Raw genomic sequence first — 15,914 nt, forward strand, 5'->3', positions numbered from 1 at the left:
TTATGATAGCAGGATAAAAACAGGTAGATGAAGTATCTTGACCATTAGCTCCATGTCTTACATATTCCTCCGGTACTGCCCGCCAACCTCATACAGCGCATGGCTGATCTGCCCTAATGAGCAATATTTGCAGGCTTCCATCAGGCTTTCAAAAATATTGTCGCCGGCAATGGCTGCGTGTTGTAAGGCTTTGAGTAGTTCGGGAATGCGTTCCTGGTTTCGCTGCTGAAAGGCATGCAGGGCTTCTATCTGGTATTGCTTTTCGTCCTCAGTAGCACGGATCACCTCCGATGGAACTATAGTAGGCGATCCCTTTTTATTCAGGAAAGTATTAACCCCGATGATAGGGTATTCGCCGTTATGTTTCAGGGTTTCGTAATACAATGATTCCTCCTGGATCTTGCCGCGCTGGTACATGGTTTCCATAGCACCCAGTACACCGCCACGATCGTTGATGGCCTTAAATTCAGTCAATACGGCCTGTTCAACCAGATCGGTGAGTTCTTCGATAATAAAAGCACCTTGTATAGGATTTTCGTTTTTGGCTAAACCAAGCTCCCGGTTGATGATGAGTTGTATAGCCATCGCCCGCCGAACGGATTCTTCGGTAGGGGTGGTAACCGCTTCATCATAAGCATTAGTATGGAGGGAATTGCAGTTATCATAAATGGCATAAAGTGCCTGCAACGTAGTCCGGATATCATTAAAATCGATCTCCTGGGCATGTAATGATCGCCCGCTTGTTTGGATATGATATTTGAGCTTTTGTGAACGATCGTTCCCTTTATACTTATTTTTAATAGCCTTGGCCCAGATGCGTCTGGCTACGCGACCGATCACCGAGTATTCCGGATCGATACCATTACTGAAAAAGAAGGACAGGTTGGGTGCGAAATCATCAATATGCATGCCCCGGCTCAGGTAATACTCCACATAGGTAAACCCGTTGGATAGAGTAAAGGCCAGTTGCGTAATAGGATTGGCCCCGGCTTCGGCAATGTGATAGCCGGATATGGATACCGAGTAAAAGTTACGGACTTTCTCAGTAATAAAATATTGCTGCATATCGCCCATCATACGGAGGGCAAACTCTGTTGAGAAAATACAGGTGTTTTGCGCCTGATCTTCCTTCAAAATATCGGCCTGTACCGTACCACGCACGGTAGAAATGGCGTAGGCTTTTATTTTTTCGTAAACATCGGCCGTGAGCACCTGATCGCCGGTAAGGCCCAATAGCATCAAACCGAGGCCGTTATGGGCCTCCTCTAAATCTCCCCCGGTTGAGGAGACCTTTTTATTTTCTAAAGCCCTCCCTTCCGGGGAGGGCTTGGGTGGGGCCGGTAGCGTGCTGTTATATCTTGGTCTCCCCAACCCTTTATCATCATATAGGTCCTTAAATTTAGCTTCTACCAGATGTTCTAAACCATGTTCTTTGATGTATTTTTCGCATTGTTGGTCGATGGCGGCATTCATAAAAAAGCCGAGAAGCATGGGAGCTGGTCCGTTGATAGTCATGGATACGGAGGTAGACGGTTTGCAGAGGTCGAAACCCGAATATAGCTTTTTGGCATCATCCAGCGTGGCAATGCTCACGCCCGAATTGCCTATTTTGCCATAAATATCAGGCCGGGTATGTGGATCTTCACCATACAGAGTAACCGAATCAAAGGCGGTAGATAACCGGTGCGCTGGTTGCCCGAGCGATACATAATGAAACCGTTTATTGGTACGTTCGGGGCCGCCTTCGCCGGCAAACATGCGGGTAGGGTCTTCACCTTCGCGTTTCAACGGGAATACACCTGCGGCGTATGGGAACTCACCAGGTACATTTTCGGTAAGCAGCCAGCGCAACACATCACCCCAGGCTTCATATCGGGGTAAAGCAATTTTGGGTATCTGCAATTGCGACAATGAAATATAATACAAGGGCTGTTTAATCTCTTTGTCGCGTACTTTGTATATAAAATTCTCGGCCTTGTATTTTTTAACTGTTTCTGGCCATTCCTTGAGCAGGCGTTTACATTCGGGGTGGAGTTGAGCCTCCAAGTGCAAATAAGCCCCCTCTAAATCTCCCCCGGTAGGGGAGACTTTTTTATTTTCAAAAGCCCTCCCTTCCGGGGAGGGTTTGGCCATCAGCTCCATCACCCCCTTTACCTGGAATAATTGCTGGGCAATTTTACATTGTTCGTTCACCCAGTCGTCATAAGCCTTGCTGCTTTCAGCAATCTCGGCCAGGTAGCGGTTGCGGTCGGGCGGGATGATGTAAACCTTTTCAGATTCTTCACCCGAACCTGGTAACACGCTCCCCGCACCGGCTAACAGATCTGTGCCTGTTTTATCCTTGATGGTTTTCATGATAGCGGTGAACAGCGTGTTCATCCCTGGATCATTAAACTGGGAGGCCATGGTACCGTATACGGGCAGTTCATCATCCTTAGCGCTGAAGAGGTGATGGTTGCGTTTATACTGCTTGCGCACATCGCGGATTGCATCCAGTGCACCACGTTTATCGTATTTGTTGAGCGCCACAAGATCGGCAAAGTCCAGCATGTCAATCTTTTCCAGTTGGGTAGCGGCACCAAATTCAGGTGTCATTACATACAGGGAAACATCGCAATAATCGGTGATCATGGTGTCTGACTGGCCAATGCCCGAGGTTTCTACAATGATCAGATCGAACCCCGCAGCCTTGCAGATATCTATACTCTCCTGCACATGTTTGGATAAGGCCAGGTTAGCCTGCCGGGTAGCCAATGACCGCATATACACTCTTGGATTATTGATCGCATTCATGCGGATCCTGTCGCCCAATAGTGCGCCACCTGTTTTGCGTTTGGATGGATCGACTGAAATAATGGCCAGTGTTTTATTCGTAGCCATCAGAAAACGGCGCACAATTTCATCCACTAACGATGATTTACCCGAACCGCCGGTACCAGTGATGCCCAGAACAACGGCAGCAGCCCCCTCTAAATCTCCCCCGGTTGGGGAGACTTTTTTATTTTCAAAAGCCCTCCCTTCCGGGGAGGGTTTGGGAGGGGCCGGTAAGCTGTTATTCTCCGCCATACTAATCAGCCTGGCAATAGCGCCTGGGTCTTTTTCAGGCAAATGGTCCATTTCGCCGTTGAGGTGGGTAACTGTTGGGAAATCGCATTGCTGTAGCATATCGTTGATCATGCCCTGCAAACCCATGGTACGGCCATCATCTGGTGAGTAAATACGACTGATGCCGTAAGCTTGCAATTCTTCAATCTCCTGAGGCAGAAAAACGCCTCCTCCTCCGCCGAATATTTTGATATGACCCGCGCCGCGTTCGACCAGCAGATCATGCATATATTTAAAATATTCCAGGTGCCCGCCCTGATAGCTGGTGAGAGCAATGCCCTGTACATCTTCCTGTATGGCGCAATTCACCACCTCATCAACCGAGCGGTTATGACCCAGGTGTATTACCTCAGCACCGCTGCTTTGGAGTATGCGGCGCATGATGTTGATAGTAGCATCATGCCCGTCAAACAACGAAGCCGCTGTTACAAAACGGATCTTGTACCGGGATTGATAAGGAGCAATGCTTTCCATGAAGATAAATAATTGGTCAATACAAATTTAGTAATTGTTTCGGAGTGAATGTTATGCATGCATAATAAATTAAAGGCTATCAGGTGCGGGATCTGATGGCTGATGCCAGAACTGGCTGGATGAGAACAGCTTTTTGAAGGGCGGATTTGAAATAATTAAGCATAAATCAATTCTTTTTAATATTCATAAAATAAACTCAAACCCTACTGACATAAGGTTGTCAGTAGCCGGTTTTAACTTTGGTTATTCATAAATAAATAACCAACAAAATGGCTGCAAAACATACATTAAAAACACTTGCCACCACCTGCTTTATAGCAGATGATATGGCGGCGTCGAAATGTTATGCAGAGCTGCTGGGAATCGATGCTTACTTTGTTTCCCAACCTGCCGGGGGCTATATCGAATTTTGCATCAGCGATGATGGTGAGGAGGACACGTCTGTTTATAATCTGTTTCAGGCGGCATAAATAAAAAAAGGATATGTGCTACATGCACATATCCTTTCTCTCTATTACTATATATTTTGTTTTATTCGCAAACAGCAACCTGAACAGGTTCCGGTTCGGCAATTTCTTCTGTTGCTTTTTCAATTATTTTGTGTTTCGCGTTTTCTTTAATAAAGCTTAAACCAAAGGATAATAACAATAGGGGAATCGTCATCCATATAACCTGGTGAATACCATAATGGGCAATAACAAAACCACCCAATAAGGTACCAACCGTAATACCAGCGTTAAAAAAGGATGGCAGCAAGCTGTTTACAAAGTCAAGTGCGGTACCATGTATGCCGTCGATAACCAGCAAGTTGGCCACCAAAAAACCTCCGGTATGTACAAGACCCCATACTGATAAAATGATCACCATCGGGATAAACAATCCGCCGAACTGGTAAGCCAGTGCATGCATCACTACCAATGCCAATAAAAACAAGCGACTGGTAACCAATATATTTTTACTGAGGGCAATACCTGTAAGCCAGTTACCAATGATACCTGTACCGCCAAATACCAACAGCATCATACTGATCTGTACACCACTCATATGCGAAACTTTGTCCAGATATTCGGCCAGGTAACCATAGGTGGCAAACATGCCGGCTAATATAATGGTTGCTGTTAACAGTTTTACCCAGATGTGTAGCCGGCCGAGTATTTTTACCTGGCTTTTTGGACTTGCATCTGCTTCATTAACCGGCATAGAAGGTACAAAAAAGGCTAATGCGCCAAAGGCTAGCAAGTTAATCAAAGCCGATACCACGAATGATGCCCGCCAGCTAAACAAGTCCGCTACATAGGTAGTTAAGGGTACGCCCAACACGGTGGCTACGCTTAAGCCTGCCATTACGATGGCGATGGCTTTTGGTGCATCTTTTGGTCCTGCCTGTTTGGAGGCAGCTGTCATAGATACTGCCCAGAATACCGGGTGCAAAAACGCCGGTAAAATACGGGCTATCATTAATACGGTGAAATTAGGCGCTACTGCCGAAAGCAGGTTGGAGATCACAAATATACCCAGCACCAGGCACATGATGGTTTTGCGATTCATTTTTGCGGTAAGCATGTTGGTAAATGGTCCTGCCAGCGCAACGGTTAAGGCAAAGGCACTTAATAGCCACCCCGCCGTATCAATAGAAATATGAAACTGTTTTACCAGCTTCGGCAGTATCCCGATAACTCCAAATTCGGTGGTGATAATGCCGAATGCCCCAAGGGCCATGATATAGATAGATTTTTTCATAGATTTTAGTATTTAAATATTCAAATGTTTCGATATATAAGGTCAAAATAAACCTCTTCATTTTTCGGAAGAGGGAACTAGTCTTTTAATTCGGTCAGGCAGGCGATATAATCATCAAGGATCTGTTGATTCAGTACATATTTGAGGTTGCGGCCTTCTTTTTGGGGCAGCAGTAACTCGGCATCAACCAATTGCTTCAGGTGATGGGAAACAGAGGGCTGAGTCAGATCGAGCATATCATTTACCTCGGCGCAATACAGGCAGTCCTTTTTCTTTTTAAACTCTTGTAAAATAGCTATCCGGTTAGCATCGCTCAGTGCCCTGGATATTTTTTCTATTTTCTTATTGTCCATTATTTCGGTGCGATCATATTACTTAGCTTATGATCTTTATGCAATGCAAAGGTATGTGAAAGTATTAATATATAGAAATGCTTCTATGTATTAATTGTGTCATTAAAGTAGTGCAAAGCTCATCAATGTAAACCATGTATATGATGGTTTACATATAATGATGGTGATTGGTATTTAATTATTTGATTTTCAGTTATATAAATCAATTTTAACCATGAAAAGTGTAAACCATGTAAACCCACTTTTATCCTAAAGTAAAAGCCCGGAGATATGGTGCGGGCTGCATGATATCTCCGGGTTGTATGTAAATAAATTTAATATCCGCTTATTTTACCAATGGCAGCAGGTCACGCAATTTGCTATTGGTGAGGTAAGCGCCTACCCAAACCAGTATGCCAAATATGATGGAAAAATAAAGAGGTAGCCCAACGCGCATCATCGTAGCGGTAGCACCACCAAGATAAGCGGTAAGCAAAATTGATCCTAATACTTTGGTTTTAGGGATGATGTACAGTATAGTACAGATCAATAAAATAATGCCCAGAGGCTGCACTGCTGTTTCGGGCCAGCCTAATTGTTTTGTACCACTTAATGAATGGCTTTCACGTACTATTTTACCGATGGAGTCAAATAGCAGGAATAATATGCAAAGTACACTGATAGCTGTACCGGTAATAAATGATGCTTTACTGTTTTTTGTAGTTGCAGGTTGTGATTGAGTAGTTTCCATGAGTTATTGTTTTTTTAGTAAAGGTATGGCGGATTTAAGCGGCGCGTGATGTGCATAAATGACATTTACAGGGGGGAATTACGACAAATTGCTTCAGGAATAAACGTGATTAAAGATGAGGTATGAATGCCCGGAAAAAGAGGGAGACTATTTTATCTGCCCGGCAAAATTGTTAGTTTTTCGATCTGTTTGGTCAGTGTTCTCTTTTCCGACGGAGATTTGGTGAGCTTAATGGCCTGCTGATAATGCCCTATAGCTTTGGCAGGATTTGTACCGGCATATAAATAACCCAATAGACAATGGTAATGGTTCAGCTGGGTAAGGTTTAGCTTTTCTGCTTCTGCTATTCCTTGTTCGTTTCCATAAACTTTGGCAAAGGCGAAAGTTCTGTTCAATGCGGTTACCGGGGAGTACTCAATCAGGATAAGTTGGTTGTAGAGTAGCAAAATATGCTCCCATTGATGATCATCGGTAGGAGTGGTATGCCAGTATGCAATACCTGCTTCCAGGTGATATTTGGATATCTGGTTACCCGAGCAGGCATTTATCAAATAGTAATTGCCTTTGTCTATCAGCTCCTGATTCCAAAGGGTTTTATCCTGTTCCTCAAACAGAATAATCTCACCATCATTAGTGGCCCTTGCATCAAATCTGGAACTTTGAAAACACATGAGAGCCAGTAAGGCGTTGGCATCAGTGGTACTCGTTAACGGGTTTTCGGCGAGCATAAGCACCAGCCTGATAGCTTCCGAACAAAGATCCTTCCTGATCAGATGATTATTTGATCGGGACGAATAACCTTCATTGAATAACAGGTACAAGGTGCTTAAAACTGTATCCAACCGGGATTGTATAGCTTGTTCCTGTAATTCCCCGATCTGAAAATTATCATTACGCAGGTTTGTCCTGGCTCTGAACAGTCTTTTTTTAATGGTTTCTGTTTTGGTCAGAAACGCATCAGCAATCTCGGCTACACTAAACCCGCAAAGTACCTGCAGCGCCAGGCATATCTGTGCCTCGGTAGCGTTAGCCGGGTTACAGACGGCAAATATCATAGCCAGCTGACTATCAGAAATAGTTTGATGATTGAACTCAAAGTCATGCTCTGCCTGCAACTCATCTGTCTGGATAGCATCTTTTACCCGGGTTTCAAAAACAGTGAGATGTTTGAGATAATCTTTAGTTTTGTTTTTAGCTACGGTGTATAGCCACGCTGTGGGGTTTTCGGGCACACCATTTATACCCCAAACTTCACTGGCTTTTAAAAATGTTTCGCTAACAATGTCTTCGGCTGCCTCTATGTGCTTTAATCCAAAATGACGGCATAGTACAGCCGTCATTTTAGTATACTCCAACCTGAATAAATGGGGTAGGAGCTCTTTAGACGATGCAGTTTCTTTTTGCATTTTTTAATGCTAATAGTCAGGGCTTATGTACCAGTACTTCCCTTACTTCTATAGTACCACCTATTTTAAATATAGGGTTGCTTTTGGCAAATTCCACGGCCTCATCAATGGTTTCGGTTTTTACAATGATATAACCGCTTACAAATTCCTTAATCTCGGTATAAGGCCCATCGGTTACTAAATTGCTGCCCTTTACCGTTTTTGCATTGCCAACAGAAAGCGTATTACCTTTGTCGGCCAGTTTGTTTTGGGCTGCAATACCGGCCAGCCAGTTCATTCTTTCCTGCATTTGTTCGGGCGATGGTTTAAAATCAGGGTTACTGAGTCTGAAAATTAATACAAAGTCTTTCATAGTATAAAATTATGTTGTTTTACCTAGATAACGATCGGGCATTAAGGATGGGGACAAAGAAGAAACAATCGGTATATTGAATTATCTAGGCAGCCAGTTGTCTTTAATTTTTTCTCCTTGTATATTATCCAGTTTATCGTTCACAAATACGGCATAATGTGCAGGTACCCAAATTAAATGATAATTAAAGTTGATGGTTATTTGTTTGCCGGCTTCTATTCTGAAAGAATAAATGTCTTTAATATATTCGTTATGTTTTTCTACCGTGTCAATAACGCCAAACTGATCGTAGTGTCCACTTAGGTATTCCCGGTAAAACATAAACATGGCTTGTTGTAAAGTTTTCATATGATGGTCCATATGATCAATAAAATCAACGTAAGTGGCGGCAAATTCGGTTAACCTATCCTCGGTGAGTATCAGCTGTATGGCTTTGTAGTCTTTACCCGGATTTAGTTTTTGGTCATTTGGGGTCAAATAAATATAATGTTCGCCCAAATAAACTGGTATCTTTTCTTCACTAAAAAACGGCTGATACAGCATAATATCAGATGTGTATCCATGCAATCCGCTGTCTTTTATTTGTCCCCAAAAGGGGTGTGAAATTTCGGGTGATTTTTCGCGCATCGTAGTGTGTTATTAAATTTATACAATGGTAGCCAACTACTTTTAATTTCAACACCAGAAATATCATCCAATTTACCATTTACAAAATCTACATAAAGGTAAAAATAAGATGTTAAATAGGTATATCCCGAGCACAATGTACCTCCTCACAACCTGAATCAAAAAATCCGTACCTTTGCCGCAAATGCAGGTAACAGAGTCAACAACAGGTGTATGGGAAAAGGGCTATAACAATTATGGTCCGTGGTTGCGCGATAAATATAAAGGCCAACGAGTGTTTAAGGTAATTGTCGACGGTGGTTTTACCTGCCCCAATCGTGATGGCTCCAAAGGCTATGGCGGTTGTACCTATTGCAATGTTGATTCCTTTACACCATCAGTAAGCCGCAATGCACCTACCATACGTCAGCAGGTAATAGAAGGTATGGAGCGTGCCCGTAAAGGCAATAAGGCCGATAAATTCATTATCTATTTTCAACCCAACACCAATACCTACGCCCCGGCGCATTATCTGAAAATGATGTATGATGAGGCATTGAGCTATGGTACCGAAGATATTGTGGGCCTGAGTGTAGGTACCCGCCCGGATTGTATCGACATGGAAAAGATAGCCTTGTTAGAAAGCTATACCGACCGTTTTGATGTGGATCTGGAAATGGGCATGGAATCTATCTATAATGATACCCTGTCACAAATCAACCGTGGCTGTAATCACGAAGAATTGGTAAAAGCCCTGAAGCTGGTGGAGAACAGTAAACTGGATATTTGTGTGCATACCATATTTGGTTTCCCTTGGGAAACACATGATATGATGTTGAAATATGCCGACGAGATCAATCGTTTTCCACAAATTAAATTCGTGAAATTCCATCACCTGCATATTGTAGAGGGCTCGGTAATGGGTGTAAAATACAAGCGCGAACCTTTTAAGGTTTTCAGCATTGATGAGTATGCCGATTTTCTGTGCGAGCTTCTGCCTCGTGTACGTCCCGATATTGTGATACAGCGCCTGTTTGGTCTAAGCGATCGCGAACTGCTGATTGCACCCAACTGGGGCCTCAAAAAATCAGAGATCCAATACTACATCGACCAAAGGATCCTGAGTCGTGGCGTAGTGCAGGGCTCAGCTTTGTAAATGTCTGAATCACGATTCTTCGGATTGAAGGATTAACATGATTTTTCTGGCCACTGGCAACTCGTTACTGGCACCCAAGGAGACAATTGGTATCAGATTTGTAAACCTTTAGTTATAAAACAATGGTTTATTAGTTAAATTTATACCTGATTTGTCACAAAGAGCGCAACCCAACTACATTCCTGCTTTAACCGGTGTACGTGCAATGGCTGCTTACCTGGTTTTCATATCTCATTTTGCCTATATTTTTGATGAAAGTTTTCCTCACATTGTGCAACGCTTTTTGGGCGAGTTCCACATTGGTGTAAGCATTTTCTTTGTGCTTTCGGGCTTTTTGATAACCTTCAGGTATTATCAAAACTTTGATGGGTTAAGTAAGCCCTGGTTTATGCAGTACCTCAAAAACCGGGTAGCCCGCATTTACCCCATGTATTTTTTACTTACCGTAGCTGCCTTTGTTTACTACTTTATTACCAAGGACGAAACCATTACCAAAGGATACGAGCACCCCGTAGCACTTATGCTGATGAACATTACGTTTATCCGCGGCTTTTTTTATCAGTTTTGGGATACAGGTATAGCCCAGGGCTGGTCGTTAACGGTTGAGGAGTGTTTTTACTTTTCGGCACCGGTTATATTTTTGATCGCCAAGCGTTTTGGTCAATTTTATATACAGCCGGTTATACTTACGTTAACCGGTATTTTATTATACTTTATATTCAGTCATATTAACTGGCATGGTTTCTTTGGCAACTTTACCTTTGTTATGCTGTTCACTTTCCTGGGGCGTTGCTTTGAGTTTTTTGTGGGGATACAACTGGCCCGCTATGTATTAAAAAAAGGCTTTACCCGTACCAATAAAGTAAACTATACCTATACCGGTTTCCTGCTCATATTTGTTTGCGTATTTGTAATGGCGCTGCAGCCTATACCAAAGGGCTGGGCCGCGGGTGTGGAGAGCCCTATCGGTATTATTGTTAATAATTACTTTTTATGCATAGCAGTGGCTCTGTTCTTTTATGGTATACTCACCGAAACAACCTTGTTTAAAAAATTCCTCGCGCTGCCTTTTATTGAGCTGTTGGGTAAAAGCTCCTATATATTTTACCTGATACACCTGGGTTGGATATATAACCTGATGCATACCTGGTTTGATCATTTAAACGACTTGGTTTTTGAGCTGTATGACAGGTGGGGTGTAACCTGGCACTCACCCTTTCAATATGATGCTCTGAACTTATTATATGCTTTTATCGTATTAAATATACTGTCCGTAACCTTGTTTAAACTAATCGAGGAACCATTAAACCATTACATCCGCCGGTCGAATTTTTTGGTTAAGTATAAACCGAGTGGCACCAAATCAATTGTTTAAATAATTAATTATAACAATTACCTGAACTAACTGATGAAAAAACTGATACTATCCTGCTTATGTATACTGGTTTTTATAGGGATTAACCCCTATAGATCATTTGCCAGCTGGCCCATAGGTAAATATCGTGATATTGTGATCCCGTCTATGTTTCTGTATCACCAAACCGACAGGTTTGACCGCGATGGGCACCGTGTTAAAGGCGATCCGGGAGCAGGGTTTACTTCTTACTCCGCTAACCTTTATGTAGGTTATGGTATTTCGCGTCGGCTTGATTTTATTGCCAGTGTGCCCTATGTGTACACACAGAATAAATTTGCTAATGGGGATAAGATAACTAATCAGGGTTTGGGCGATTTATACATGGGCTTGAGCTATAACCTGGTTAATTTTAACTATGTGCGTTATCTATCGGTACAGGTCTCAGGTATAGCCCCGCTCTATAACCATAGCGTGGAGCTGGGCCTGGGTAATTATGGTGCCGAGGTGAAACTGATGTATTGCGGTAATTTACCTAAATCTATCGCCAGTAAAGGTTATTTTAATACCGAATTGGCTTACCGACGATATTTTGATGTGCAGGGCCCCGATCAGCTGAGCTTTAGCGGTACGGTTGGTTATCCCATTAGTCATCATGATCAATTGAATTTGGAATTGTTGTTTTTCCGTTCATTCAGTTCCAACAAGGCCTTCAATCCTAATATCAACAATGCCCGGGATTATGCGTTTTTTAAACCTTCGCTCAACTATGGGCATCAGTTTACCCGCAGATTCTCTACGTTTATAGGTGGTTATTATACGCCATTTGGTAAAAATACGGGAGTAGGTTATGGTGGTTCTATCCAGGCAATTATAAAAATATAAATATCAGCGATGCGTAACATCAATATATATTTAAAACATACGAGCTTTTGGGCTGTTCTTATAGTCGTAGCCATTCTTCTGCCAGTTACCAAGGCTAACGCATTCTTTTTACAACAAAAGAATAAGGAAGGTGAAGTGATACTGGATGCTAAGCCGGCCAATAAAAATGCCCTGTTTAAAGCGGGTGAGGAGATCAGTTATAAGTTAAGTGTGAAAAATACTTACAATGAAAAACAAGAGGGCAAATTCTCCTACATTGTTACTTCTGATGACGGTAAAAAGATCTTCGAAAACACCGCCGATTTTTCTGTCGGGGCTGGTAGCTCTAAAAGCCTGAGTGTAAAGGTAGCACCTAAAGCGGCAGGCTTTTATCATATCAACTTTATGTTCAATCTGTCTGCTTATGATGATACGGTGCGTAAGGTTTTTGGGGTGAACCCTGAAGCTATTACCTCCGAACTGCATAAGCCTGATGATTTCGATCAGTTTTGGGAAGAAACCCGTCAGCAACTATCAAAAGTATCGCCGCAGTATAAGGTGATATTCCGCCCGGACTTGTCAACCAAATACAAAAAGGTTTACTCGGTAGAAATGAAATCATACGAAAACTTGTTGATTCGCGGCTGGCTCGTGATCCCTACCGATGGCAGCAAATTTCCGGTTCATTACCGTGTGCCAGGTTATGTAGTAGAGCTAAAACCCAATATGGATAACGACGACTATATAGCGTTTGATATTAACGTGCGTGGTAACGGCAATAGTAAAGATGTGGTGCACATCAACACCGATAATTATAGCACAACCAATATACAGGATAAAGACAAATACATTTATCGCGGAGTTTATATGGATTGCCTGCGCGGGCTCGACTTTTTGTACTCACACGCCAACCTGGGTATTGATACCTCCAAAATATTTGTAGAGGGTGGTAGCCAAGGCGGTGCGCTGGCTGTAGTTACGGCTGGGTTGGATAAAAGGGTTAAAGTGCTCACTATGCAGGTGCCATTATATGCTGATATCCGTGATAATTACAGTATATCGGCATCATACAAAGAGCAGGTGGTACCGTTTAAAATGTTCAGGCAGTATAAAAATCAACATCCGGAATTTACATGGGAGCAGTTTTATGCCACGTTTGATTATTATGACCCGCAAAACTTTGCGCCAATGGTAAAATGTCCGGTATTGATGGGCATAGGTTTGCTGGATCAGTTTTGTCCGCCGCGTTGCAGTATGGCGCTGTTTAATCATTTGGGCAGTACCAATAAGGAGTTTGTGTGTGTACCAAATTCCACACATGAGGTAGATTTTAACTATTTCATGTTCCAAAACCTGTGGGTTCGCGAAAAATTCCGTATACCTTGATTACGGCACGGTATTGGACTACTCTATAACGTGTGAGGATTTGAGGGAGTTATTTTAAGTAATAAAATAACGAAATGGTATTTGCGCGGAACGAGGCAATCTCCTGGAGATGGGAACGATGTGACTATGTGAAGAAGGAGTTGCTTCAAGCCCCGCAAATAAAAACCAAGCACCTTGTAAATATGATCTCAAAAAATACCCTATATAAATTTTTACTCCTAGCTATTGTGCTGCTTATGGTAACACAAAGTAAAAGTTATGCTACCGGCGGTTTCCCGGTTAGGCCCGGAAGGCTTACTTTATCGCCATCGGTGAATTACTTTTTTGCCAATAAGCAGTGGGATTCTAATAGTAATAAGGGGCCTTTTCCGGATAATGGCAAATTCTCTTCATTAAGCACATCGCTATATGCTGAGTATGGTCTCAGCAGGCGTTTTACCCTATCAGCCTTATTACCCTACGCATCTAATACCTATAAGGATAACAATGCAACCTATAAAGATTCCGGCTTTGGTGATGCCGAAGTAGGTATACGATATTACCTGGCCAATATCAACTACAAATACTATTTCAGTTTACAGGCTACAGCCATTATACCCATGTACACTAATCTTAGTTTGGGGTATAACCAAAAAGGCGGTGAATTAAGGTTGGCTTTTGCGGGTAGCGGACATTTGTTTGGTAAAAACAGCTATTTTATACTGGAGAACGGTGTACGCGAATATTTTGGTTACGAGTCGGTTTTTCAGGATAGGTATAATGCTACTTATGGCTTAACACTGGACAAAAAATTCAGGGAACAGATATCGGTAAGCTTTGGCGGCTTTTATGCAAGCAGCAATAACAAAGCGTTTTCGCCCAATCCAGTTACCAATAAAAACTTTGCCTTTAACCAGGTATCACTGAGTTATGGACATTCGTTCAGTAAAAAAGTAGCCTTGTTTGTGAGTGGCGGCACTTTTATAACCGGTAGAAATACCAGTGCGGGCAGCAGCGTTTCGGCATCGTTAAACTATCATATCGATACTAAGTAAATAGCCAGATGGTAAAAACGTTGAACGAAATTAAATATACATTTTTCCTGCTCATCAGCTCTTGCATGGTCTGTATCGCCATTACAGGCAACGCCAAACCTTTATTAAAAGCTGATGAAGAAGTGGTAACCACGCTTGTGGCCCATAGTGATGATGGTATTTTTAATTCCAACGCGAGCTATACTTTCGAAGTCAAAAACACTTATCATACCGACCAAACGGGTCGTGTGGCCTATGTGGTTAGTACACCGGCAGGCAAACCACTGTTAAGAGATTCTGTAAGCGTTAAGATCTCCAAAAATAGTAGTAACAGCTATAATTTTACCATCCCGGCCCTGAAACCGGGTTTTTATAAGATCAATTTCATGATCAACGTATCTGATTATGACGATACCACCAAGCGTGTTTTTGGTATCCGCCCAAAAGAGATCAGATCAAATCACCCACGCCCGACTGATTTTGACAGCTTTTGGCAAACGGCAAAATCACAACTAGCATCTGTTAAACCCAATTATAAGGTAACCGAAAAGCCTGAGCTGGAAAAAGATAACCGCCGTGTTTTTCTGTTCGAGATGAAATCATTGGATGATATTACTGTGCGTGGTTGGTTAACTATACCCAAAGGCAGTAGCAAAAACCGAAGATTCCCGGTATTTGTGGGCCTGCCTGGTTACCAGGTTGATCTGAAGCCTATGCTTGGCGAGGATGACGATCTGGCCATCATTACCATTAACGTGCGCGGGCAGGGTAACAGTCGCGATGTGATACACCCCAAAAGACCGGATTATATCACCCTGAATATTGAGGACAAAAACAAATATGTGTTGCGCGGCGCCATCATGGACTGTATACGTACCATTGATTTCATCTGTTCGCGACCAGATCTCGACTCTACCCGCATCGAAATATCGGGTGGCAGTATGGGGGGCTTCCTGGCGGTGGCGCTGGCTAGTTTAGATAGCCGCATCAAGCTCGTATCGGCTCAGAATCCTATCCTTGGCGATATTCGCGATCTGGCGGGCGTAGCGGAATGGCCTATCAATGATATTAAAGAGTATGTGGATGACAGACCCACCCTGAGCTATAACAAGGTAATGGATAACCTGGATTATTTTGATATCAAGAATTTTGCACCAACTATCAAATCACCCACAATGGTAGGTATAGGTTTGCTTGACCATTTGGCTCCACCGGCAAACTCCTTTATTTTTTACAATAACATTCCGTCCAAATATGCTACCATCCGTATCTATAAAGACCTGGGGCATGAAGTACCAAAGTCATTCCTGGATGAGGATGGGCATAAGATGAGGGATGTTTTTGGGTTGTTTTAACGAACGCCCCTTCCTCCCCT

General features: G+C 42.8%; 14 protein-coding genes. 7 read left to right on the forward strand and 7 right to left on the reverse strand.

Going from position 1 to position 15,914, the window contains the following annotated elements:
- Positions 1 to 57 precede the first annotated feature (57 nt).
- Positions 58 to 3,579, reverse strand: a complete 3,522-nt coding sequence (locus BW976_RS27160; protein WP_076378542.1) for a methylmalonyl-CoA mutase family protein — start codon at positions 3,577 to 3,579, stop codon at positions 58 to 60.
- Between the two features lie 269 nt (positions 3,580 to 3,848).
- On the opposite strand from BW976_RS27160, the gene BW976_RS27165 reads away from it, so the two are divergent.
- Positions 3,849 to 4,049 (forward strand): hypothetical protein, encoded by a 201-nt coding sequence (locus BW976_RS27165; protein ID WP_076378544.1) that lies wholly within the window; start codon positions 3,849 to 3,851, stop codon positions 4,047 to 4,049.
- Positions 4,050 to 4,110: 61 nt separating this feature from the next.
- Here the strand turns inward: BW976_RS27165 and BW976_RS27170 are convergent, their stop codons facing one another.
- The 6 genes from BW976_RS27170 to BW976_RS27195 all read right to left on the reverse strand — a co-directional run bounded on the left by BW976_RS27170 (position 4,111) and on the right by BW976_RS27195 (position 8,787).
- A complete protein-coding gene (locus tag BW976_RS27170) occupies positions 4,111 to 5,319 on the reverse strand; it encodes an MFS transporter (RefSeq protein WP_076378545.1) in 1,209 nt (402 codons plus the stop codon).
- Between the two features lie 77 nt (positions 5,320 to 5,396).
- Positions 5,397 to 5,672, reverse strand: coding sequence for an ArsR/SmtB family transcription factor (locus tag BW976_RS27175; RefSeq protein ID WP_076378546.1), 276 nt, complete (start codon positions 5,670 to 5,672; stop codon positions 5,397 to 5,399).
- Positions 5,673 to 5,997: 325 nt separating this feature from the next.
- The gene (locus tag BW976_RS27180; protein WP_076378547.1) at positions 5,998 to 6,402 is read right to left on the reverse strand and encodes a DoxX family protein; all 405 of its coding nucleotides are present in this window, start codon (positions 6,400 to 6,402) and stop codon (positions 5,998 to 6,000) included.
- A 152-nt stretch (positions 6,403 to 6,554) separates the two neighbouring features.
- The gene (locus BW976_RS27185; RefSeq protein WP_076378549.1) at positions 6,555 to 7,808 is read right to left on the reverse strand and encodes an RNA polymerase sigma factor; all 1,254 of its coding nucleotides are present in this window, start codon (positions 7,806 to 7,808) and stop codon (positions 6,555 to 6,557) included.
- A 16-nt stretch (positions 7,809 to 7,824) separates the two neighbouring features.
- Positions 7,825 to 8,160 (reverse strand): YciI family protein, encoded by a 336-nt coding sequence (locus tag BW976_RS27190; protein WP_076378551.1) that lies wholly within the window; start codon positions 8,158 to 8,160, stop codon positions 7,825 to 7,827.
- Positions 8,161 to 8,241: 81 nt separating this feature from the next.
- Positions 8,242 to 8,787 carry a hypothetical protein gene (locus BW976_RS27195; protein ID WP_076378553.1) on the reverse strand — a complete coding sequence of 182 codons (546 nt, stop codon included), beginning with the start codon at positions 8,785 to 8,787 and terminating at the stop codon, positions 8,242 to 8,244.
- A gap of 184 nt (positions 8,788 to 8,971) precedes the next feature.
- On the opposite strand from BW976_RS27195, the gene BW976_RS27200 reads away from it, so the two are divergent.
- The 6 genes from BW976_RS27200 to BW976_RS27225 all read left to right on the forward strand — a co-directional run bounded on the left by BW976_RS27200 (position 8,972) and on the right by BW976_RS27225 (position 15,894).
- The gene (locus tag BW976_RS27200; protein ID WP_076378554.1) at positions 8,972 to 9,922 is read left to right on the forward strand and encodes a tRNA modification radical SAM protein MnmL/YtqA; all 951 of its coding nucleotides are present in this window, start codon (positions 8,972 to 8,974) and stop codon (positions 9,920 to 9,922) included.
- 151 nt (positions 9,923 to 10,073) lie between these two features.
- Entirely contained in the window at positions 10,074 to 11,297 is a 1,224-nt protein-coding gene (locus BW976_RS27205; RefSeq protein ID WP_139332444.1) for an acyltransferase family protein, read from the forward strand.
- A 33-nt stretch (positions 11,298 to 11,330) separates the two neighbouring features.
- Complete coding sequence (locus BW976_RS27210) at positions 11,331 to 12,161, forward strand: hypothetical protein (protein ID WP_076378558.1); 831 nt, start codon at positions 11,331 to 11,333, stop codon at positions 12,159 to 12,161.
- Between the two features lie 9 nt (positions 12,162 to 12,170).
- Positions 12,171 to 13,526: an acetylxylan esterase gene (locus tag BW976_RS27215; protein ID WP_076378560.1), complete on the forward strand. Its 1,356-nt coding sequence runs from the start codon at positions 12,171 to 12,173 to the stop codon at positions 13,524 to 13,526.
- A gap of 182 nt (positions 13,527 to 13,708) precedes the next feature.
- On the forward strand, positions 13,709 to 14,560 hold the full coding sequence (locus tag BW976_RS27220) for a hypothetical protein (RefSeq protein ID WP_139332445.1): 852 nt from the start codon (positions 13,709 to 13,711) through the stop codon (positions 14,558 to 14,560).
- 8 nt (positions 14,561 to 14,568) lie between these two features.
- Complete coding sequence (locus BW976_RS27225) at positions 14,569 to 15,894, forward strand: acetylxylan esterase (RefSeq protein WP_076378564.1); 1,326 nt, start codon at positions 14,569 to 14,571, stop codon at positions 15,892 to 15,894.
- Positions 15,895 to 15,914 lie beyond the last annotated feature (20 nt).

Origin of the sequence: Mucilaginibacter lappiensis (genome assembly GCF_900155965.1) — a bacterium.
GTDB lineage: Bacteria > Bacteroidota > Bacteroidia > Sphingobacteriales > Sphingobacteriaceae > Mucilaginibacter > Mucilaginibacter lappiensis.

Coding starts and splice junctions, on each gene's coding strand:
- BW976_RS27160 (WP_076378542.1), bottom strand. CDS start 3,579: ATGGAAAGCATTGCTCCTTATCAATCCCGGTACAAGATCCGTTTTGTA.
- BW976_RS27170 (WP_076378545.1), bottom strand. CDS start 5,319: ATGAAAAAATCTATCTATATCATGGCCCTTGGGGCATTCGGCATTATC.
- BW976_RS27200 (WP_076378554.1), top strand. CDS start 8,972: ATGCAGGTAACAGAGTCAACAACAGGTGTATGGGAAAAGGGCTATAAC.
- BW976_RS27190 (WP_076378551.1), bottom strand. CDS start 8,160: ATGAAAGACTTTGTATTAATTTTCAGACTCAGTAACCCTGATTTTAAA.
- BW976_RS27215 (WP_076378560.1), top strand. CDS start 12,171: ATGCGTAACATCAATATATATTTAAAACATACGAGCTTTTGGGCTGTT.
- BW976_RS27185 (WP_076378549.1), bottom strand. CDS start 7,808: ATGCAAAAAGAAACTGCATCGTCTAAAGAGCTCCTACCCCATTTATTC.
- BW976_RS27180 (WP_076378547.1), bottom strand. CDS start 6,402: ATGGAAACTACTCAATCACAACCTGCAACTACAAAAAACAGTAAAGCA.
- BW976_RS27220 (WP_139332445.1), top strand. CDS start 13,709: ATGATCTCAAAAAATACCCTATATAAATTTTTACTCCTAGCTATTGTG.
- BW976_RS27195 (WP_076378553.1), bottom strand. CDS start 8,787: ATGCGCGAAAAATCACCCGAAATTTCACACCCCTTTTGGGGACAAATA.
- BW976_RS27165 (WP_076378544.1), top strand. CDS start 3,849: ATGGCTGCAAAACATACATTAAAAACACTTGCCACCACCTGCTTTATA.
- BW976_RS27210 (WP_076378558.1), top strand. CDS start 11,331: ATGAAAAAACTGATACTATCCTGCTTATGTATACTGGTTTTTATAGGG.
- BW976_RS27225 (WP_076378564.1), top strand. CDS start 14,569: ATGGTAAAAACGTTGAACGAAATTAAATATACATTTTTCCTGCTCATC.
- BW976_RS27175 (WP_076378546.1), bottom strand. CDS start 5,672: ATGGACAATAAGAAAATAGAAAAAATATCCAGGGCACTGAGCGATGCT.